Origin of the sequence: Bacteroides sp. 1_1_14 (genome assembly GCF_000162515.1) — a bacterium.
Taxonomy (GTDB): domain Bacteria; phylum Bacteroidota; class Bacteroidia; order Bacteroidales; family Bacteroidaceae; genus Bacteroides; species Bacteroides thetaiotaomicron.
Window position 1 is genome coordinate 19023 of the sequence record NZ_GG774709.1, and the last position, 22837, is coordinate 41859.

Here is a 22837-nt window from a genome sequence, read left to right on the forward strand (position 1 = left end):
GATACCTTTGCAGCATCATTGAATAATTATTTTATAACATGAGAAACATAACGAGATCACTTGGCCTGATTATCGGGGCCACACTTCTATTCAGTAGTTGCTTGCCGTCAGAAGCAACCACGGATAACATGAAATTATGGTATGACAAACCTGCTGACGAATGGATGAAATCTCTGCCTTTGGGAAACGGTCGTCTCGGAGCAATGGTATATGGTGGCGTGGAAACGGAAACCATCGGTCTGAACGAATCGACCATGTGGTCGGGAGAGTATGATGAACATCAACAGCGTCCGCTGGGAAGAGAAAAACTCGACGAGATACGGAAACTGTTCTTTGAGGGCAATCTTGCCGAAGGCAACCACATCGCCGGAAACACGATGGCCGGAAGTCCGCATTCCGCCGGAACACATCTTCCTATCGGTGACCTGAAACTGAATTTCACTTATCCCGAAGGAGAATTGTCCGACTATCACCACGAACTGGATTTATCTACTGCTGTCAATACCGTCACTTATAAAATAGGTGACACAGAATATACCCGTCAGTCTATCGCTTCCAATCCGGATGACGTAATTGCCATGTATATCACAGCCAGCCGTCCGGAAGCCATCACGATGGAACTGGAACTGAATTTGCTCAGAAATGCCGAAGTCATAGCCTCCGGGAACCAACTGATCTATACCGGTAACGCCGAATTTGAAAAACACGGCAGAGGAGGAGTATTGTTTGAAGGACGCATCGCCGTAGAAATAAAAGGAGGAACCATCAAAGCCGACGGAAAGAAACTCCTTATCGACAAGGCAACGGAAGTAACCTTACTGTCTGACGTACGTACTAATTATAAGAATACGACATTCGCAGGATACGACTACAAGCAGAAATGCAAGGAAACAATCGAAGCAGCCTCTAAGAAAAGCTTCAAAACACTGAGAAATATACATGTAGAAGACTATGCTCCGCTTTTCTCCCGGGTAGCCCTCTCATTCGGAGACAATGGTAAATTGAGCCATCTGCCGAACGATCAGCGCTGGGCACGAGTGAAAGCGGGAGAATCTGATCCGGGACTGGATGCCTTATTCTTCCAGTACGCCCGTTATCTGCTGATTGCTTCTTCACGTCCCAACTCTCCGCTGCCCGTAGCCCTGCAAGGATTCTTCAATGACAATCTGGCTTGCCACATGGGTTGGACGAACGATTATCATCTGGATATCAATACGGAACAAAACTACTGGATTGCCAATGTGGGTAACCTGCCCGAGTGTCATCTTCCGCTTTTCGACTATATCAAGGACTTGTCTGTGCATGGTTCAAAAATAGCTCAGGATTTATATGGCTGCAAAGGATGGACCGCCCATACCACCTCTAACCCGTGGGGATATACAGCCGTATCGGGCAGCATTCTCTGGGGATTGTTCCCAACTGCCTCCTCATGGCTCACTTCTCACGTATGGACTCAATATGAATACACCCAGGATAAAAAGTTCCTGCAAGAAACCGCTTATCCTTTATTAAAGAGCAATGCCGAATTCCTGCTGGATTATATGGTCATCGACCCACGAAACAATTATCTTGTGACAGGTCCCAGCATCTCACCGGAAAACAGTTTCCACTATCAGGGACAAGAGTTTTGCGCATCTATGATGCCGACTTGCGACCGTGTACTGGCTTACGAGATATTCTCGGCATGTCTGCAATCGACGGAAATATTAAATGTCGATGCCTCATTTGCCGACAGTCTCCGTACTGCTATCAGCCAACTCCCTCCCTTCCGTATCAGCGCAAACGGAGGCGTACAGGAATGGTTTGAAGATTACGAAGAAGCACATCCCAATCACCGTCACACCACACACTTGTTATCTCTCTATCCTTATTCGCAGATTACGTTAAATAAAACACCCGAACTAGCAAAAGCTGCCTATACCACCATCGAAAGACGTCTGGCTGCCAAGGACTGGGAAGATACGGAGTGGAGCCGCGCCAATATGATTTGTTTCTATGCCCGCCTGAAAGAACCAAAGAAGGCATACGATAGTGTAAAGCAACTTTTAGGCCCTCTGTCCCGCGAAAATATGTTCACTGTTTCTCCTGCCGGAATTGCCGGAGCCAACGATGATATCTTCGCTTTCGACGGAAACACGGCCGGAGCCGCAGGTATCGCAGAAATGTTGCTGCAAAGCTACGACAACCGGATTGAACTGCTCCCCTGCCTACCGGAAGAATGGAAAGACGGAAGTTTCAAAGGACTTTGTGCCCGCGGCGGAATTGAACTGGATGCGAACTGGAAAAATGCCCGGATAGAAAATACCGAATTAAGAGCATCCGTCCCGGCTGAGTTCTCTTTCCGCATCACAAATGCAAGTGCATACAACTGGAAAATGAACAAGAAAGCATTTACACCTGAAATAAATGCAGACGGTTCGGTACAGATCAGTATGAATGCGGGAGATAAACTCACTGTTTCGCTGTAAAAAGTATACCTGACTGATTAGTTTATAGTATCAAAATCATCTGTTCATTATATCAGAGTAAATAGGTAAAACTGTGTCTTGCTTGTGCCAAGCCTTTGGCACAGTAGTGCCACCCTATTGGCACGGTGATGCCAAGCACTTGGCACAGTTGTGCCAATAAGGTGGCACAAGCAAGATCATACTATAAATTAAATTCAAGAGTCTACTTACAACTCTATCAAAAGAGCTATTTCAGCAGACAACAGCGCAAAATAGAAATTAGTATTGGTTAAAACTCGAAGAACCCATGAAATAACGGATATTATAGCCTATTTTGGCGCATTCAGACTAAAGTTTGCAGCATTCGTACTTAGATTTAAGCCAGCTTTATCGTACGTTTGCAACACCAGATAACAAAAAAAAGAATAGATTAACCTTAAAAATTTAGGAGGAATTTACTATGAGTAAATATGTAAGTAAATTATCGAAAGTGGATATATCGCTATTTGCAGTCTTTTGCATGATAGCATGTCACACCGGAGAAATCAATCACAATTATGAGAACATGGTTTACGTCAATCAGACTTCACTGGACCTGTTCTTCGGAGATACGGAACAACTGACCGCAAGCCCCACCGAAAGTACATTTGAATGGACTAGTGAAGACCCGTCCATCGCTACAGTAACCAATGAGGGGCTGGTAACCGCTACAGGAGTAGGCAACACTCAAATCACTATTGCGCAGGGAGAATGGACCAAAACAATAGATGTAACAGTAAGCCTGCCCACCTCTAAAGAAGTACTGGCACGCGCAGGAAATAAACGTGTTTTAATAGAAGTGACTATCGACAACGAAAAAGTCCAGAAGATGAACGTCATATGTAATAACAACAATAGTTCCATCGAAGAAGAAGTGAACTATAAAAGCGGCGTTTTCAAATTCTATTATGACAATCTGGAAGAAAATAAGAAGTATGATTTCACAGTGACTTGTGTAGACCGGTATGGAAATCAGGCAAATCCGATCAATGTTTCTGCCAATGTATATGGTGAGTCATTCCAATCTACACTGAGCAATCGTACCGTAGAAGTAGCTACCCGTTTTGGTAACGGACTGGTAGTAAAATGGAAAGATAAACCGGGAAGTTGCGTACTGAACTACAAAAATGAAGCAGGAGAAGATGTCACCAAATATATTCTTGGCAGTGAAACGAACTCCTATTTATTAGACTTTGGCTCCGACCTGTCTTATGCAACATATGCAGTTCCCGAAAACAACGCCGCAGATACATTCTATGTAGCCCCTGTCGTTCTAGACAATTATGAAGACTTGCGTTCCATACTTTCCGCTTCTGAGACCCGCGAGATTTCCGTTTTCAATTTCGACTTGGGAGGTGAAGGCGTTGGTTATCATGATAACAGCGCTCACAATGAAGCAGGTTACAACTACCGTTCGGAAAAAGGTGACGACAACAGTCCCGGTGTGGATACGGAATTCGGCATGAACATCGGATATACCGGAGCCGACGAATGGCAAATGTTTACCCTTGACGTACAAGATGAAGGCACATACGCTTTCGACCTCTTCCGTTCTGTCAACAACGGTAATGGTGGATATTATTCGTTGGAAGTGGATGGTGTTGCAACAAACTCTGTTCACATGATAAATGACAATGATTGGAATGCCTTCAAATGGCAACATGATGTTTATCCTGAAAATCAACCCAAACTTTATCTAACTAAAGGTAAACATACCGTGAAGTTTATCATTGGCGAGGGAGGAAACTTTAACTATAAATTCATACGTTTTGCTTACCAACAATAAAATTGTATATCATTTATCTTATAATCAAATATTAAATCAAAAAACAATATGAAAAACAGTAAAACCTTCTATTATGCAGTAACCAGTAAAGTCAATCGTTGAGTCAATATCAATATTATTTCATTCAGGAAATAATGTCTTATACTATCAACAACATTATGTAACATCAATATTATGAAGAAAAATTTAATACATCAAATTCTTTTTTTATTTTGCATAGGGGGATGTGCTTTAACCATCATCATCGCATCTTCCTGTGAAGATAAAACATCAGCTCAGGTATATGATCCTAACGCACCTATTAAAGTTACGAACTTTTATCCTGACTCAGGAGGTATCGCTACACAAGTGATTCTGAACGGAGAAAATTTCGGAACTGACTTAAGTAACATCGAGGTTTATTTTAATAATAAGAAAGCAGCATTAATCGGCTCTTTGGGAAACAAACTTTATGTGATTACTCCGCGTCGTCCGGGAGATGGCATGCCGGATGATGGTGACCCGGATCATGATCAGGTAGAAATCACTGTAAAAGTAGGTGAACAGTCTGCCGTATATGATAAGAAATTCGACTATCACATTCAGACAGTAGTTACTACCCTGTGCGGACGTCCCGGAACAAGTGGCGTCAAAGTAGGTACACTGGGCGAGACAGAATTTCCTGAAGTCGGTTTCCTGGCTGTCGATGCCGAAGATAATCTCTTTGTATGTCCACGCGAACTGTGGGGAGCCAACAAACTGATATTAATCAATGAAAAAGAAAACCAGTCTTCTATTATTATCGATAATGCAGGCCAATATCCGTTGAACCAACCATGTATCATAGATAACGGATTAGGATTAGTGATTCCTACCGATGGCGGTAACACATTCTGGTCTGTCAATTCGGTAGACTTCTGGACACCCCGAAGAAGAGACTATATGGCAGCCGAAGGTGTAGATGCAAGTAAAGTGAATACTACTTATAAACACTCCTTTGCTTATTGTGAACTGGACAATCATTTCTACTGCCGTACCAAAGATGCCAACTTCTTTCTGAAGATTGACGGAAAAACAGGATATGCCTGGGTAATAGAAGTAGGTAATAATGATTTGTTAGCTACCTCTGACTGTTATATGACCTTCAGCCGGACAGACCCGAAGAAACTCTACATGGCATTCACCAACCAGCATTGTATCGGTGTATTTGAAGACATTACCGACCCGACCCGCGAAGGAAACTTCAGAATATATGCAGGAGACAAAGGACGTGCAGGACATGCTGACGGACAAGAAACTGAAGCACAGTTCAGCAGCCCTCGCCAATTGGTATTGGATGAAGAAGAAAACCTCTACATCGCTGACTCCGGTAATCATTGTATTCGTAAAGTGACTCCCGAAGGGGTAGTTAGTACGGTGATCGGTAACCCCAATACTTCGGGATATAAAGACGGAACACCGGAAATCGCACTCTTCACCGAACCATGGGGACTTGCCATCGACAGTGAAGGCACTATCTACATCGGTGACAAAGACAACCGTTGTGTCCGCAAACTCTCTATTGAATAACGCAGTAGGTCATTATAAATAATAACGCTATGAAACATTTATATATTATAACCGCTTTTCTGTTCTGCTGCCTCAGCATCATAGCACAAGAGCAAACCAAAAAAGAAAGTACAATTACCATTTCAGGTACGGTACTCGATGAATTCAATGCCCCGATTCCGGGTGCCAACGTCTTTTTGAAAGACCGTCCCGGTGTAGGTACTGTTACCAATATGGACGGTAAATTTACAATCAAAGGAGCGCAAATGGGTGATGTAATCACTTTGTCATTCCTTGGTTATGAAAAACAAGAAGTAAGAATTGACTCCAGACTGGATCGGAAAAACGCACAATTCAAACTGAAACCTTCGACGAATACACTGGAAGAAACGGTGGTTGTCGGACTCGGTTCACAGCGAAAAGTCAGCGTAGTAGGTGCTATCACGAACGTAGATGTAAAAGACCTGCAGACACCGGCTACTTCTATTCCTAACATGTTAGGCGGACGTGTACCGGGTATTATCTCCCTGCAAAACAGTGGTGAACCGGGAAAAAACATTTCTGAATTTTGGGTACGTGGTATCGGAACTTTCGGTGCTAACCAAGGTGCACTGGTACTGATCGACGGACTTGAAGGTAGTTTGAGCCAGATTGATCCTGCAGACATTGAAAGTTTCTCCGTATTAAAAGATGCCTCCGCTACAGCCGTTTACGGCACACGTGGTGCCAACGGTGTCGTACTGGTTACTACCAAACGCGGTGAAGTGGATAAACTGAAAATTACAGGACGTGTCAACCTGACCGTATCTCACTTACAGAATATGCCCGAATACCTCGGCGCTTATGACTACGCAAAACTGGCCAACGAAGCAAAACTGGCTCGCGGCGAAGAAGAACTTTACTCACCGATGGCTCTAGACCTGATCAAGTATCAGCTCGACCCTGATCTTTACCCGAACGTAAACTGGCGTGATCAGATTCTGAACAAGAATTCTCTGCAACAGACTTATTACATGAGTGCCCGTGGTGGTGGTAGTGTGGCTCGTTACTTTTTCAGCTTGGGTATGTCCAATGAAGATGCTGCTTACAAACAGGAAAAAAGCTCTAAATACAGTACTGACGTAGCTTATCGCACTTATAACTATCGTAGTAATATCGATGTTAATCTGACAAAGACAACTACTGCTTATTTAGGCACGGAAGGTTATCTGTCTGAAAAGACTGAACCGGGAAACGTTTCGACTGACGCGCTCTGGAGTGCCCAGCAAAGACTGACTCCGCTGACTATTCCACTGCAATACTCTACTGGAGAACTACCGGCATGGGGAGCAAACAACGAATATTCTCCCTACGTTATGCTGAACCATACCGGAAAAGCGAAATGGCGCAGATTTACAAACAAAGTAACGTTGGCAGTCACTCAGGATTTACCTTTCATCACCAAAGGACTGAAGTTAAGAGCACAAATCGCTTATGACTCTGAAAGTTATCTGAAAGAAATACGGAAAGTTCTGCCGGAAATGTACTATGCCAGCGGACGTACGGTAGATGGTACATTGATTATGCGTAAAGTAGTAGATGCCCAAACTGCCACTTATAATAAAGATGAAGAATCACAATGGAATAAATTGCATTTTGAATCTACTCTAAACTATGACCGTGCATTCGGAGATCATCGTGTTGGTGGTTTGGTTTACTACTATATGAGCAGCTACCAAAGTACATGGTGTGATATACACGGTTACAACTGTAATGTTAATGTAGATAATGTACCTAAACGTTATCAAGGTTTATCCGGTCGTTTAACATACGGATTCCGTGATACATATATGATCGATTTGAACTTCGGTTACACCGGTTCGGAGAACTTCCAGAAAGGACGCCGTTTCGGTTTCTTCCCCTCCGTTGCTCTTGGTTGGGTACCGACCAACTACGACTTTGTACGTGAAACATTACCTTGGTTGAGCTTTTTGAAAATCAGAGGATCATGGGGTTCGGTAGGTAACGACCGCATTACTAACAAACGTTTTCCTTATCTGACTATCATGAACGAAAATGCCAATAAAGGATGGAATGGCAGCAACGGCGTAACGGAACAATCAGTCGGCGCCGACAACCTCCAATGGGAAAAAGCTATCAAACTGGATTTGGGTATTGAAGGAAAGTTATTCAACGAACAGGTTGACTTCACAGTAGACTTTTTCCGCGACACCCGTAATGACATCTTCCAACAACGTACAATGGTACCTGACTATATCGGACTGGCAGAACAACCTTTTGGAAACGTAGGAAGCATGGTCAGCTATGGAGCCGACGGTAACATCTCATTCAGACAGGATATCGGCAAAGACTTCTCGTTTACCCTCCGTGGTAACTTTACGTACACAGCCAATATGGTTAAAAACTGGGAAGAAGCTTTCCAAAAATATTCTTATCAGGAAAGAGCCGACAAACCTTATGAATTTTATTCCGGTTATATTGCATTAGGCTTGTTCCGCGACGAAAACGATGTAAAATTCAGTCCCGACCAAAGTGGAATTGCAGGTCGCAAGGTACTGCCGGGTGATATTAAATACAAAGATGTGAACGGTGATGGTGTTATCAACTCCGACGACCAAGTACCTCTTTCTTATAAAGCCAACTATCCACGCCTAATGTATGGTTTTGGCGGAGAAGTACGCTGGAAGAAACTGACACTGGGATTCTTGTTCAAAGGAACAGGTAATGTGGATAACTTCTGTGTGGATGGTTACAAAGCCTTCGGATTCCTTCCATTCTCTTCCGGAGAAACAGGAAACACACTGGCTATCACAGCCAATCAGGCGAATCGTTGGACACCGCGCGAAATCTCTGGTGATGCGTCTACCGAAAACCCAAACGCTATGTTCCCACGTCTTTCTTATGGAAATGACCACAACAGTACACAGCCCTCGACATTCTGGAAAACCAATGCCCGCTACTTGCGTTTGCAGGAAATCAATCTGAACTACAATCTGGGGGCCGGCAAGATATTGAAACAACTGGGTGTTTCGTCACTCGACCTACAGTTTGTAGCTTCCAACATCTGTGTATGGAGCCCATTCAAACATTTCGATCCGGAGCAAGCATATTATAACGGAGGCGCCTATCCTATACCGGCACGCTATGCTTTCCAGATGTATATTAACTTCTAAAAAAATGAATCGTATGAAAACCAAAATAAGCCAGATTATATCAAAGAGTCTTCTCTTTGCATTCATCGTCCTGCTAGGCTCTTGCAACTACCTGGACGTAGATCAATATTTCGACGATACACTGAAGTTTGACTCCGTATTCACACAGAAACGTTATTTTGAAGCGTATCTGTGGGGTGCAGCCGGACAATTGCCCGACGAGAGTAAAATCTTCGGTCATGAATATGCACCGGGAATTACTGCCGGTGACGATATTTTCACTGTAATGAGCAGCGACATCTTCCGTGGATCAGCCTTTGCATTAGGATATGTGAATCCTGATAATTTGAGAGGTATGAATATCTGGAGTGATATGTACAAAGTAATCCGTAAGGCCAATCTGATGCTGGCACGTATGGACGAATGTCAAGACATGACAGCACTCGACCGCCGTAACTATACCGGTTATATTCACTTCCTGCGCGGTTACGCCTATTATCATATTCTGATGACTTGCGGTCCTGCTATTCTTGTAGGCGACGAAATATTTGAAAGTAATCTGGAAGGTCCAGCTTACAATACTTATCGTGCTACTTATGACGAAACAGTGGAATACATCTGCTCCGAACTGGAAACAGCAGCGGCTTACCTACCTCTGAAAGCTTCTATCGCACAATTTGAACGTCCTACGAAAGGAGCTGCCTACGCATTGATAGCACGCCTACGCTTACATGCCGCTTCACCGCTTTTCAACGGAACATCCACTGCCCGCCTTTACTTCGGCAACTGGAAACGTACTTACGATAAAGAATATTACGTTAACCAAAATTATAGTGAAGAGAAATGGGCATTAGCCGCCGCTGCCTGCAAACGTGTCATTGATATGAATGTCTACGAACTATTTACAGTGAGTAAAGACCAGAATACTCCGCAACTACCTGCAGGTGTTCCTACAGAAAACTTCCCTGATGGAGCCGGTGGAATCGACCCGTTCAAATCTTATTCTTACATGTTTACAGGAGATGAACCGTTTAAAAATAACAACGAAATCATTTGGGGACGTATCTCGGAAGAAGTAAAAGGATACACCCAACAGTCATTCCCTCAATATATGGGCGGATATAACGGTATGGGCTTAACGCAGAAAATGATTGATGCCTATCGTATGGAAGATGGAAAGACAATCGAAGAAGCTATGGCAGTCGGAGAATATAAAGAAGGTCCTAACGACTTTACTTCCGGACCGCGTGATTTTTCAGACTATCACCTCAACAGCGGAGTATGGCAAATGTATGCCAATCGTGAAATGCGCTTCTACGCCTGTGTCGGTTTCAACGGATGTTACTGGCCTGCTTCATCGACTACCGACGGCTCTTACCGTCTGCAAACCGTGAAATACTGTATGGACGGCAACGCCGGCAAATATGCAGGAACAGTGGGTAGCGACAACTACACTCCTACAGGTTATGTGATTAAGAAATACATTTCTTCTTATGATGCATGGCGTGGCAACAGCAGCGAACGTTATGAGAAAGGATTCCCTATTATCCGTTACGCCGAAATATTACTGTCGTACGCCGAAGCATTGAATCAATTGACCACAACTCATGCCATTACTTTGCCTACAGGCGAATCATACAGCTTGTCACGTGACATGAACGAAATCGCCAAAGCATTCAACCAAGTTCGTTATCGTGCCGGACTACCGGGGCTCACTCAGGCCCAACTGGAAAGCCCTACAGAAATGTTCGAGCAAATCAAACGCGAACGTATGGTAGAATTCTTAGGTGAAGGACGACGCTTCTACGATGTACGCCGCTGGGGTATTTACGAAGACGTGGATTCAGAGCCTATCATGGGCCTCAACATTGCAGCCAATGAATTCGGTGGCTTCTACCAACGTACCGTAGTAGACGAAAAGAATTACCGTGACCGTGTAGTACACAGAAAACTGTTATTCTTACCTCTCAGCAAATCCGAATTGAGAAAAGTAAAATTACTAGATCAGAATCCGGGATATAACAACTAACTTTGAATCATCAGTAAAACAGATAATCAAATGAAAACAATGATAAAAAAAGCCGGTTATTTTCTGGCAATGTTTGCTCTGGCAGCCTGCGAACCTTTTGACTTCGAACAGGAAATGGGACAAAAGGTGATTTGTATCATCAGCGACAATGACTTGGTATATACTGGTATGCACGACCTCAACCAATCCGAAAGCACCGGATATATTTCTATCAACTGTGGCGGCTCGCTCCAAATCGACCGGGATGTAGACGTTACACTGGAATATGCTCCGGAAGTATTGCAGAGTTATAATAAAATCAAATACGATATTGACCAGTCAAAATACGCTAAAGAGCTTCCTTCAAAGTATTACTCCATCGCTCAGATGGGAGTAACTTTGAAAGTCGGAAGCCCTGATACCTACAATGTAATGCCGATTCAGGTAAAGCCGGAAGGACTATCACCGGATTCGATTTACCTGATCCCATTGCGTATCAAAAGTGTATCAGCCTATTCTGTCAATCCGGACAAGTCGCAAGTACTTTATCAGATACAAATGAAAAATCTCTATGCCCGAACAGACGAAGCGACTATCTACAATGCTGCCGGAAAACTACAGAAAGAAGGGGAATCCGAACGTGATGCAGCCGCTTCACAAACATTCCACCCACTTACGAAAAACTCATTCCGCATTTTCGCCGGTATCAAGGGATACGAAAAAAATGAAGAAGTAATCAAAAAGAACGGTATCATAGTTACAGTGAACGAAGATAACAGCCTGACAATGAAGCCATACAATGCAGACTTTATCGAAGTTGCTTCCATCAACGAAGAACAACCCAATTATTATGGAAATTATGAATTGGCAGACGTTTATGGCGGAAAGAAACGCCAGCGTTTTAACTTCAAATACAAATACCGCTTCAAAGGCGAATCGAAATGGGAAATCGTCGATATGCGCTCTTTACGTAGTGTCACACTCGATCAGATTGATGAATAACTAACACTAAAATAACATAGAATGAAAAAACTAATTTTACTTTTAATCTTCATGCAGTTGGGGGTTGTATCAATGGCACAGGATTTATACAAAAATATGAATGCTCCCATACATGAAAGAATACAGGATCTTTTGTCCAAATTGACCATAGAAGAAAAGATCTCTCTGCTGCGTGCCACTTCTCCTGGAATTGAGCGCATGGGGATTGATAAATATTATATGGGAAATGAAGCATTACATGGAATCATCCGCCCGGGAAAATTTACTGTTTTCCCGCAGGCGATCGGACTTGCCAGTATGTGGAATCCTGAGTTACATCATATTATTGCCAGTGTCATTTCGGATGAAGCCCGTGCTCGCTGGAATGAACTGGAACGGGGAAAGAAACAAAAAGACCAGTTCAGTGACTTATTAACATTCTGGTCACCTACTGTCAATATGGCCCGCGACCCTCGTTGGGGACGCACTCCGGAAACATATGGAGAAGACCCTTACCTGTCAGGAGTATTGGGTACAGCATTTGTCAAAGGATTGCAGGGAGATCATCCCCGTTATCTGAAGTCCGTATCTACACCTAAGCATTTTGCTGCCAACAACGAAGAACATAACCGTTTTTATTGTGATGCTGCCATCACTGAAACAGACATGAGAGAATACTATCTCCCTGCATTTGAAAAATGTATTCGCGAAGGAAAAGCAGAATCCATCATGACGGCTTATAATGCCATCAACGGTGTGCCATGTACTGCCAACAACTGGTTGCTGAATAAAGTATTAAAACAAGACTGGGGTTTTAACGGGTATATCGTATCCGATTGTGGTGCTCCCGGATTATTAATGACTGACCATCGTTATGTGAAAACTCCGGAAGCGGCTGCCATGATAGCTATCAAAGCCGGCCTGGACTTAGAATGTGGAGACTATGTTTTTGGAGCTCCGCTATTAAATGCATATAAACAATATATGGTCAGCACTGCCGAAATAGACAGTGCCGCCTACCATGTGCTACGAGCACGTATGCGTTTAGGTATGTTTGATGATCCGGAAAAGAATCCGTACAATCATCTGTCTCCTGAAATCGTAGGCTGCGAAAAACATAAAGAGTTAGCTCTCGAAGCTGCCCGCCAAAGTATCGTATTACTCAAGAATCAAAAAAACACTCTTCCGCTGAATGCGAAAAAAATCAAGTCAATAGCTGTTGTCGGTATCAATGCTGCTAACTGCGAATTTGGTGATTACAGCGGAACCCCGGTCAATGCTCCGGTATCCGTATTGGATGGTATCCGCAATCGGGTAGGTAATGAAATAAAGGTGGTACATGCACCATGGGTATCTTCGGAAGAAGGTTATCAGCTTATCTCTCCGATTAATTTACCTAACGGATTAAAAGCTGAATACTATGATAACCCTACATTTCAAGGCACTCCTAAAACCCGCATAGATAAAGGAATTAACTTCGAACCAAAGAATCAGGCTCCGGACCCGTTCCTGCCTAAATCTCCGCTTTCTATCCGCTGGACAGGCGAACTAGTTCCGAGTGTATCCGGCGAATATGTGTTCAGTTTCACCAGTGACGACGGCTGCAAATTATATATTGACGACCAGCTAATCATAGACGACTGGAATGTACATAGCGCACGTACAGAAAAAGCTTCTATGAAATTGGAAAAAGGAAAAAAATATCAGTTGAAAGCGGAATATTTCGATAATGGAGGAGATGCAATTGCCAGACTTCATTGGCGTGTACCCAGCATGGAAGAATATGATATGCTGAACATGTACGGTGATGCTTCAAAAGTGATTCGTGAATCGGATGTTGTGATCGCAGTAATGGGTATCAATCAATCTATCGAACGTGAAGGACAAGACAGAAGTTCTATTGAATTACCAAAAGATCAGCAGATCTTTATTCGCGAAGCATATAAAGCCAATCCGAATACAATCGTTGTACTGGTTGCAGGTAGCTCTATGGCAGTAGGATGGATGGATCAGAATATACCGGCTATCATTGATGCATGGTATCCGGGCGAACAAGGCGGGACAGCGATAGCAGAAGTTCTGTTTGGAGATTATAACCCGGCCGGTCGTTTACCGTTGACTTTCTACAATAGCATTGAAGATCTTCCGGCTTTCAATGATTACAATGTAAAGAATAACCGTACTTATATGTATTTCGAAGGTAAACCTTTGTATGCATTCGGATACGGATTAAGCTACACCAAATTCGATTATCGCAATTTGAACATCAAACAAGATAGTCAAAACATTACTTTGAATTTCTCTGTAAAGAACAGTGGTAAATACAACGGTGACGAAGTAGCACAGGTATATGTACAATTCCCCGATTTGGGAATCAAGACTCCGTTGAAACAATTAAAAGGATTCAAACGCGTTCATATCAAGAAAGGGGCAACAGAACAAATATCTATCGAAATTCCAAAAGAAGAATTGCGTCTCTGGGATGATCAGAAGAAACAGTTCTATACACCTTCGGGAACCTATAATTTCATGGTAGGCAAGTCTTCCGATAATATCTGTTTACAAAAAACAGTAGAATTATAATCTTTTCTATAAAACAGGCTGATATTATTAATTAGTCACCTCAATACTGTAAATGCGGAAATACTGATTCTAAATAAAGATTAGTATTCTCCGCATTTCTTTTTTATTATATGTACATTAAAAAGCACTTAAATAAACCGTTTGCTGCAAATCTTTCATTTTTTGCTCTGTTTATATATACTCAATAGTTTATTCTTGACTACTTTTGGCACATCAAATTTATTCATTTATTCCAATTATCATGAAACACGTAATTACATTTATCTTATTGTTCTTGTGTATTCCCGTATTTGCCCAACAAAAGATTGCACGCGAATATATCGAATGGTCTGACATCTGGATTCCCGGAGCTAACAAAACAGATCTTCCACACGTATTGCTTATCGGAAATTCCATCACACGCGGATATTACGGAAAAGTAGAAGCAGCTCTGAAAGAAAAAGCATATGTAGGGCGGCTCTCCAATTCGAAAAGTATAGGTGATCCGGCTTTAATCGAAGAACTGGCCGTAGTACTCAAAAATACAAAGTTCGACGTTATCCATTTCAATAATGGTTTGCACGGGTTCGATTATACAGAAGAAGAATATGATAAAAGTTTCCCTCAATTAATCAAAGTCATTCGCAAATACGCTCCTAAAGCCAAGTTGATCTGGGCAACCACCACTCCTGTCCGTACCGGAGAAGGAATGAAAGAGTTTGCTCCTGTCACCGAACGATTGAAAGTACGTAATCAGATTGCACTGAAACATATCAATCGTGCCGGCATAGAAGTAAACGACTTATGGAAAGTAGTAATCGACCATCCCGAATATTATGCAGGCGGAGACGGAACACATCCGGTTGATGCAGGATATTCAGCTTTAGCAAAGCAGGTAGTCTCTGTTCTGAAAGACAAGTTATAACAAACTCATAAATAGAAATATCTGTCAAAGATTAAACCACAATTATATGGATAAGAAAAAAATCAGTTATTTAATACTCCTTTGTTTATTCTCTTTAAGCTGCACGTTACAGGCAGAGAAATATGAAACGGTTTCTCCTAACGGAAAACTGAAGATTAAACTGAAAATAGACAAAGGTACCCAATACGAAGTATGGTATGATAATACACAACTTATACTTCCTTCTCCCATCGGATTACATCTGGCGGACGGAAGAGTAATCGGCAACGGAAGTGTAAAGTCGGTAAAGAAAAGAAAGGTGAACCAGACTATAGACGTCCTTGTTGGTAAAAACAAAGAATTACAGGATACATATAATGAACTTACCGTTTCTTTCAACGACAGTTGCGACCTTGTAGTACGTGCTTATGATGAAGGAGTGGCCTATCATTTCGTCACCCGTCTCAACGGAGAAATTACAATCATCAGTGAAGATGCCATTTTCAACTTTGCTTCCACCCCAACCATCTATTATCCGGAATGCGATGCTAATTATTCCGGCGAAACGGATCAATCCGGACGTACCCATCAGGTGCATCAAGGATATAGAAACTTTGAAAGACTCTATAAAGTCTACAAAGGTCCGTTGGAAATTCCTTACGAACGTTTTGCTGTTTCTCCGGTATTATACGAATATCCCGATTCTCCTTATAAAGTGGTCGTAACAGAATCAAATACCTATGATTATCCGGCTTTGTATATGGAATCCAACGGCTACAACTCCATGCGCGGAAAATGGGCTAATTACCCAAAAGAAACAATAGACTCCGATCCTTCCAATCCTTACTACTGGTATTCCAATCATTTGGTTGTTACCAGAGAGAATTACATCGCAAAGACTGATGGAAACCGTAGTTTTCCGTGGCGTGTCATCATCGTTTCGGAAGATGACAAATCATTATTGAACAACGAACTGGTATACAAACTGGCCGATCCTTGCCGTCTGACCGATACTTCCTGGATCCAACCGGGAAAGAGTGCATGGGAATGGTGGCACAAAGCCGTTTTGGAAGGTGTTGACTTCCCCAGTGGAAACAAGCAGCTTTCTCTCCAGTTATATAAATACTACGTAGACTGGGCTTCAAAGAATCATATCGAATATATGACCTTGGATGCCGGATGGTCCGAAGATTACATCAAAGAACTATGCTCATACGCCAAAGAAAGGAATGTGAAGATTATCGTCTGGACATGGGCTAGTTGCGCCAGAGAGAATCCGAGCGACTGGATCGCTAAAATGCACAGCTACGGTGTATCCGGAGCAAAGATCGACTTTTTCGAACGGAATGACCAGATAGCCATGCGATGGGGAAAAGAATTTGCAGAACGTCTGGCCGAAAAGCAAATGGTAGCTATTTTCCACGGTTGCCCAGTCCCTACCGGATTGCATCGCACGTATCCCAATATACTGAACTATGAAGCAGTAAGAGGAGCGGAATGTAACTTTTGGGAAAAGACGTTGACTCCCGAATATCACACTCGTTTTCCTTTCATCCGCCTGTTGGCAGGACCGGCAGATTATACTCCGGGATCCATGAGAAGTGTCACTCAGGATGAATTCAGACCGATGGATATAGATAATACTCCGCCCATGAGCATGGGAACACGTTCGCATGAATTGTCCATGTTTGTCATTTACGACCAATGGATGGCTTATTTATGTGACTCACCCACTGAATACAATAAATATCCGGATGTACTCGACTTCCTTTCCAAAGTTCCCGCAGTTTGGGATAAGACCTTGCCATTGCAAGCAAAATTAAGCGAATACATCGTGACAGCCAAACAAAAAGGCAATGACTGGTATGTGGGCGGAATGACCAACTGGGATGCCCGTTCTACAGAAGTGAACCTCAGCTTCCTGAAAGACAATGTCTCCTATCAGGCAACTATCTTTAAAGACGCTCCGAACTCCTACAAGCAACCTAAAGAATACATGGTAGAGAAAAGAACAGTGGATAGTAAAACTATATTGAATATAAATATGGCAAAAGGCGGTGGATTCGTTATTCGTTTGGAAGCAGAAAACTAATATCGCTATGAATAAAATTTAAATGAGATAATTACATCTCAAAGAACGGTACCATCTGATACACGGAATGGTACACTCCAATACATCAAACGGTACCATCCAGTATATTGGAAGGTACCGTTTGTATATCCTATCATAATCCCAGCTTCGCCGAAATCTCCAGCATCCGCTGAATAGGCCTCACTGCCTTCTCCGCTATTTCGGGATCTACGGTAATCTCCGGTGACTCATTCTTCAGACACTCATAGAGCTTCTCTAACGTATTCAACCGCATAAAGCTACACTCGTTACATCCACAGGTGCTATCGTTCGGAGGAGCGGGGATAAACGTTGTCTGCGGACACTTCTTCTGCATCTCATGCAAGATACCCGATTCGGTAGCCACGATATACGTATTCTCCGGGTGGTTCACCGCATACTTCAGCAGTGCAGCTGTAGACCCTACCACATCTGCCAGTTTCAGCACCGTACTTTTGCATTCGGGATGTGCCAGCACCAATGCTTCCGGATGCTGCGTTTTCAATTCCACGATCTTTTCCACTGAGAACTGTTCGTGCACATGACAGGCTCCGTCCCAAAGCAGCATATTCCTGTTCGTAACTGAGTTGATATAATTTCCCAGATTCCGGTCCGGACCAAAGATTATTTTCTCATCTTTGGGAAAACTTTCCACGATCTGCCGGGCATTAGTGGAAGTCACCACCACATCCGTTACCGCCTTCACGGCAGCTGTCGTGTTCACGTACGAAATAACGGTGTGCCCCGGATGCTCTTTGACAAACTGCGCAAACTGATCCGCCGGACAACTGTCCGCCAGCGAACAACCCGCTTCCATGTCGGGCACCAGCACTTTCTTATCCGGACAAAGCACCTTCGCTGTCTCACCCATAAAGTGAACGCCGCACATCACAATGATGTCCGCCTCTGTTTTGGCAGCCAGTTGAGCCAACGCCAGACTGTCGCCAACGTAATCGGCGATATCTTGTATTTCACCCTTCTGGTAGTAGTGCCCCAGAATGATTGCATTCTTTTCTTTCTTCAGCTCATTAATAGCCTTTATGAGATTATTCATAATAATATTCTTTTATTTCTTCCTTTTAAAAAAAATCCTTTGTTAGTGATGATAGCCTGTTAATAGTGTTAGCAAATAAATACGATTTTTCTTGCCGGATAAGTTATTAGTCCATACTTCTGCTTTATTAGTCCGTTATGAACGGAAAGAAAGGTGGAAGATTGACTATTTATTATCTTCATTATCAATGCAAGCCTTATCAAATGGGAGAATGCTATTAACTCCCTGTTGATAAAGTGCAAAGTTAAAAACTTTATGGATATAAACAGGCAGATAAGTGCTGAAAAATATGTTGATGTCTGCATAGAAAGTTTCGTCTTTGTTTTTTGGAATGTTCATAATGAAGGCCCCTTATACCTTCTTTTGAATAATGCAAGAATTATTTTTCAAATTCTTTCCCGATTGTTTTGACAGGTTTTAAACCGTTATCAACACCTCTGTTAACAGAAAAGAACTACCTTTGCAACCGAAACGTAATAAATGGACAACGTATGCGAAAACTGAAAATAACAGAGCTGAACCGTATCAGTGCCGAAGAGTTTAAACAGGCAGAAAAACTGCCTTTGGTGGTAGTGCTGGATGATATTCGTAGCCTGCATAATATAGGTTCGGTATTCCGCACGTCGGATGCTTTCCGTATCGAGTGTATTTATCTGTGTGGAATAACGGCCACCCCTCCCCACCCCGAAATGCATAAGACGGCTTTGGGCGCAGAGTTCACTGTTGACTGGAAGTATGTTAATAACGCTGTTGATGCTGTTGATAACCTCCGTAAAGAAGGATATATTGTTTATTCGATAGAACAGGCGGAAGGCAGCATTATGCTGGATCGACTCGAACTGGACAAGACGAAGAAGTACGCTATCGTAATGGGAAATGAAGTGAAAGGGGTGCAACAGGAAGTGATTGATCATTCGGATGGTTGTATCGAGATTCCCCAATATGGTACCAAGCATTCTCTGAACGTGTCTGTAACAACGGGCATTGTCATCTGGGATTTGTTCAAAAAGCTGCGTTGACGGTGTAAAATCAGTCGGTTAATAATTAGTTAATAAGTGGTTGATATCATAGTTAACTTGCTATTAACCAACTATTTTTTTCTGTTCATAATTATGTGTGATGATAAGAATATTGTAGCAACTTACTCTTGGTTGAGTCTGATTGATTCAGTGTTTATTAACCATCCTGTTTCAAGCTGTTATCAGATGGCATCACAGCTATTAATAGCTGACTTCTCAACTGTTAATACTTGTCATGCAGACTATTAACACCTGACAGGTCAACTGTTAATACCTTAGAAGTCAGATAAAGCGGGGTAATTTTCCTATGGTGATAGTGGAATTGGATTTAATAGAAATATGATGGTTAATAACAACGTTGATAACCTTATGACAAGGTGAATCAGATTTGTCCGTTCTCTACCAGCAGCACAACTCTTTCCGTCAGTTTATCTTCTCCCAACGGATCATATTCCTTTTTCAGACTGGCACCGAACAGTGCGGCAAACGTTTGATAGAATCCTGCTTTTGAAAGGTCCCATAAAAGCTTTCACCAGTTCATAACTGGTGGAATTACTTTGGCGGTCTATCAATTTAATCAAGAGTTTGCCTTGTGTAAAAGAGAGTTTCTTCATCCGTGCGGTATATTGTTCCTTCAGTCCTTTTTCCACCCGTTTGAGATGTTTTTGGCGAGCCTTCTCGTTGGGTAATGTCTGAAGATACTCGTAAGTTTCAATAATAGCCTGGTTAATTTCTTTGGAGATAGGATATACCTTCTTTACGTTACGTACTAGGCGGTAGTATTCTAGCCGTTCTTTTTCGTTTTTGAATTTTAGCGGGCGGAAGATATAAACAGTCCTTAACTGGACACATGGAATGGTATCTCCGTTGTAGATACACATTGGAACCAAGTATCCGTTGATGCTTTGCTTGTCTTGTGCCTGCATCTTCGATGAACAGACTATAGCAAACGCCATCATTATTACTATGTTAAGTCTCCTTTTCACGTTACAAAAATAGAATTAAAATTTTATTATTCAGACATTTCTTTTAGACGTTAACCTATTTAAAGTATCTTTGCGCCCTTGTCTGTAAAAACGCAAGGTGTAAACAAATAATTTATTGATGAAAACTACTCAACTATTTCGGTTGATAAGTATTATAAACAGCCTGTTCATTATTCCTGCTTGTAGTGCTCAAAACCTTTCTCAAAGTCTTATAGAAGATATTTTTGAAGATTTATCTGTTAATAATAGTGTTGATAATGCTGTTAATGAACCCAATTGGGAGAATGAACTGGAAGAACTGTCCGTCCGCCTTCACGAACCTGTAGATTTAAACCGGGCTACCCGTCAACAACTGGAACAATTTCCTTTTCTCAGTGATATTCAGATTGAACATCTGCTAGCCTATATATACGTGCATGGGCAGATGAAAACTCTTTATGAACTTCAGTTGATAGAGGATATGGACAGGCAGACTATTCAGTATCTATTGCCTTTCGTATGTATCAAAGCTATTAACAATGAGTCGTCTTTTCGGTGGAAAACTATGTTGAAAAGCGCAATGAAGTATGGAAAGAATGAAGTGATAACTCGCATAGATATACCGTTTTACAAGCGAAAAGGTTATGAACATACCTATTTGGGACCTTCTGTTTATAACTCTGTTAAGTATGCTTTCCGTTATCGCGACCAGCTCTATGCAGGTTTCGTTGCGGAGAAGGATGCCGGAGAACCTTTCTTTGCTCTGCACAATCGTCAAGGGTATGATTATTATTCTTTTTATCTCTTACTCAAAGATTGTGGGCGGTTAAAAACATTGGCTGTTGGTAACTATCGATTAAGTTTCGGACAGGGATTGGTGATCAGCACGGATTACTTACTGGGAAAGACCGTATATGCTTCTTCTTTCAACACCCGCAGCGGAGGAATCAGGAAACATTCTTCTACTGACGAAACTAATTATTTTCGGGGAGCGGCGGCAACCTTAAGCATTACAAAGCAATGGAGTATATCCGGCTTTTACTCACACCGTTCGCTGGACGGTGTGCTGACCGATGGCGAAATAACTTCTATCTACAAAACCGGACTACACCGCAGTCAGAAAGAAGCCGATAAGAAGAACGTATTCACCATGCAGCTGACTGGTGGAAACGTGAGTTATCAACAGAACCGTATCCGGCTGGGTATCACCGGTATTTACTATGTTTTCAACCGACCTTATGAACCGCAATTAACAGGTTATTCCCAATACAACATTCATGGAAATCAGTTCTACAATTTAGGAATAGACTATGCTTACCGCTGGCATCGCTTTTCTTTCCAAGGAGAGACGGCTATGGGAAAACAAGGCAGTGCTACTTTGAACCGTCTTCAGTATTCACCGGTGGAAGGAACTCAGTTGATGATCGTACAACGATACTACTCATATAATTATTGGGCTATGTTCGCCCATTCTTTTGGAGAAGGAAGTGCGGTTCAAAACGAACAGGGATATTATCTGGGATTGGAAACTTCCCCTTTCCGCCATTGGCACATCCTTGCTTCCTTTGATCTGTTTTCTTTCCCGTGGAAGAAATACCGGATCAGTAAACCTTCCCGAGGTATGGACGGATTGCTTCAGGCTACGTTTACTCCGCACAGTAATCTGACAATGTACTTGAAATATCGTTATAAACAGAAAGAGCGTGACTTGACAGGTAGCAAAGAAAACCTAACGCTTCCTATTTTTCATCACCAACTTCGATATCGTTTGAACTATTTTTATGGAGATGTGTTTAGCTGTCGTACAACTTTAGATTACAACCATTTTCATTCTCAAGACAGGGCTGCTAGTAAAGGATATCAAGTTACACAAATGATGTCCTCCCAACTGCCTTGGACCAGGCTGTTTGCTGACGTTCAAGGCAGTTATTTTTCTACAGACGACTATGATTCGCGGGTATATGTATCAGAGAAGGGATTGCTTTATACATTTTACACTCCCTCCTTTCAAGGCCGTGGATTTCGCTGTGCCGTTCGTCTGAGATATGAACCGAATGAACATTGGATGTTTATAACTAAATTCGGAGAAACCGTTTATCTCGACCGGAATGAAATAGGTTCCGGCAATGATTTAATCCTTGGAAATAAAAAAGCTGACGTACAAATGCAACTCCGTATTAAGTTTTAAAGTATCTTTGCCTCTGGATATTATGAAATAGTGAATGATAAAATAATGTGAGTTTGATGTGATAAACGTTCGTATTGATATTGAACTCATATTAA

At 42.3% G+C, this 22837-nt stretch carries 12 protein-coding genes and 1 pseudogene; 11 read left to right on the plus strand and 2 right to left on the minus strand.

Annotated elements, in window-relative coordinates:
• Positions 1–38: 38 nt before the first annotated feature.
• The 9 genes from HMPREF9007_RS06565 (at position 39) to HMPREF9007_RS06525 (ending at position 17498) form a co-directional block, all read left to right on the plus strand.
• On the plus strand, positions 39–2468 hold the full coding sequence (locus tag HMPREF9007_RS06565; protein WP_008762774.1) for a glycoside hydrolase family 95 protein: 2430 nt from the start codon (positions 39–41) through the stop codon (positions 2466–2468).
• Positions 2469–2907: 439 nt separating this feature from the next.
• Positions 2908–4272 carry a DUF4998 domain-containing protein gene (locus HMPREF9007_RS06560; RefSeq protein ID WP_008762775.1) on the plus strand — a complete coding sequence of 455 codons (1365 nt, stop codon included), beginning with the start codon at positions 2908–2910 and terminating at the stop codon, positions 4270–4272.
• A gap of 174 nt (positions 4273–4446) precedes the next feature.
• Positions 4447–5820, plus strand: coding sequence for an IPT/TIG domain-containing protein (locus tag HMPREF9007_RS06555; RefSeq protein WP_008762776.1), 1374 nt, complete (start codon positions 4447–4449; stop codon positions 5818–5820).
• Between the two features lie 29 nt (positions 5821–5849).
• Positions 5850–8972, plus strand: a complete 3123-nt coding sequence (locus tag HMPREF9007_RS06550) for a TonB-dependent receptor (protein ID WP_008762777.1) — start codon at positions 5850–5852, stop codon at positions 8970–8972.
• A 4-nt stretch (positions 8973–8976) separates the two neighbouring features.
• Positions 8977–10980, plus strand: a complete 2004-nt coding sequence (locus HMPREF9007_RS06545; RefSeq protein ID WP_008762778.1) for a RagB/SusD family nutrient uptake outer membrane protein — start codon at positions 8977–8979, stop codon at positions 10978–10980.
• A gap of 30 nt (positions 10981–11010) precedes the next feature.
• On the plus strand, positions 11011–11961 hold the full coding sequence (locus HMPREF9007_RS06540; RefSeq protein WP_008762779.1) for a DUF4361 domain-containing protein: 951 nt from the start codon (positions 11011–11013) through the stop codon (positions 11959–11961).
• Positions 11962–11982: 21 nt separating this feature from the next.
• A complete protein-coding gene (locus HMPREF9007_RS06535; protein WP_008762780.1) occupies positions 11983–14523 on the plus strand; it encodes a beta-glucosidase in 2541 nt (846 codons plus the stop codon).
• 241 nt (positions 14524–14764) lie between these two features.
• Positions 14765–15427, plus strand: a complete 663-nt coding sequence (locus HMPREF9007_RS06530) for an SGNH/GDSL hydrolase family protein (RefSeq protein ID WP_008762781.1) — start codon at positions 14765–14767, stop codon at positions 15425–15427.
• A 46-nt stretch (positions 15428–15473) separates the two neighbouring features.
• Positions 15474–17498, plus strand: a complete 2025-nt coding sequence (locus HMPREF9007_RS06525) for a glycoside hydrolase family 97 protein (RefSeq protein ID WP_008762782.1) — start codon at positions 15474–15476, stop codon at positions 17496–17498.
• Between the two features lie 133 nt (positions 17499–17631).
• On the opposite strand, the gene nadA is transcribed toward HMPREF9007_RS06525, so the two are convergent.
• Positions 17632–18570, minus strand: a complete 939-nt coding sequence (nadA, locus tag HMPREF9007_RS06520; protein ID WP_008762783.1) for a quinolinate synthase NadA — start codon at positions 18568–18570, stop codon at positions 17632–17634.
• Positions 18571–19061: 491 nt separating this feature from the next.
• Between nadA and HMPREF9007_RS06515 the strand changes: the two genes are divergently transcribed.
• Entirely contained in the window at positions 19062–19589 is a 528-nt protein-coding gene (locus tag HMPREF9007_RS06515) for an RNA methyltransferase (RefSeq protein WP_008762785.1), read from the plus strand.
• A gap of 382 nt (positions 19590–19971) precedes the next feature.
• On the opposite strand, the pseudogene HMPREF9007_RS06510 reads toward HMPREF9007_RS06515, so the two are convergent.
• Positions 19972–20548: pseudogene (locus HMPREF9007_RS06510) on the minus strand (DUF4294 domain-containing protein).
• A 145-nt stretch (positions 20549–20693) separates the two neighbouring features.
• Here HMPREF9007_RS06510 and HMPREF9007_RS06505 point away from each other — a divergent pair.
• Entirely contained in the window at positions 20694–22742 is a 2049-nt protein-coding gene (locus HMPREF9007_RS06505) for a helix-hairpin-helix domain-containing protein (protein ID WP_008762786.1), read from the plus strand.
• Positions 22743–22837 lie beyond the last annotated feature (95 nt).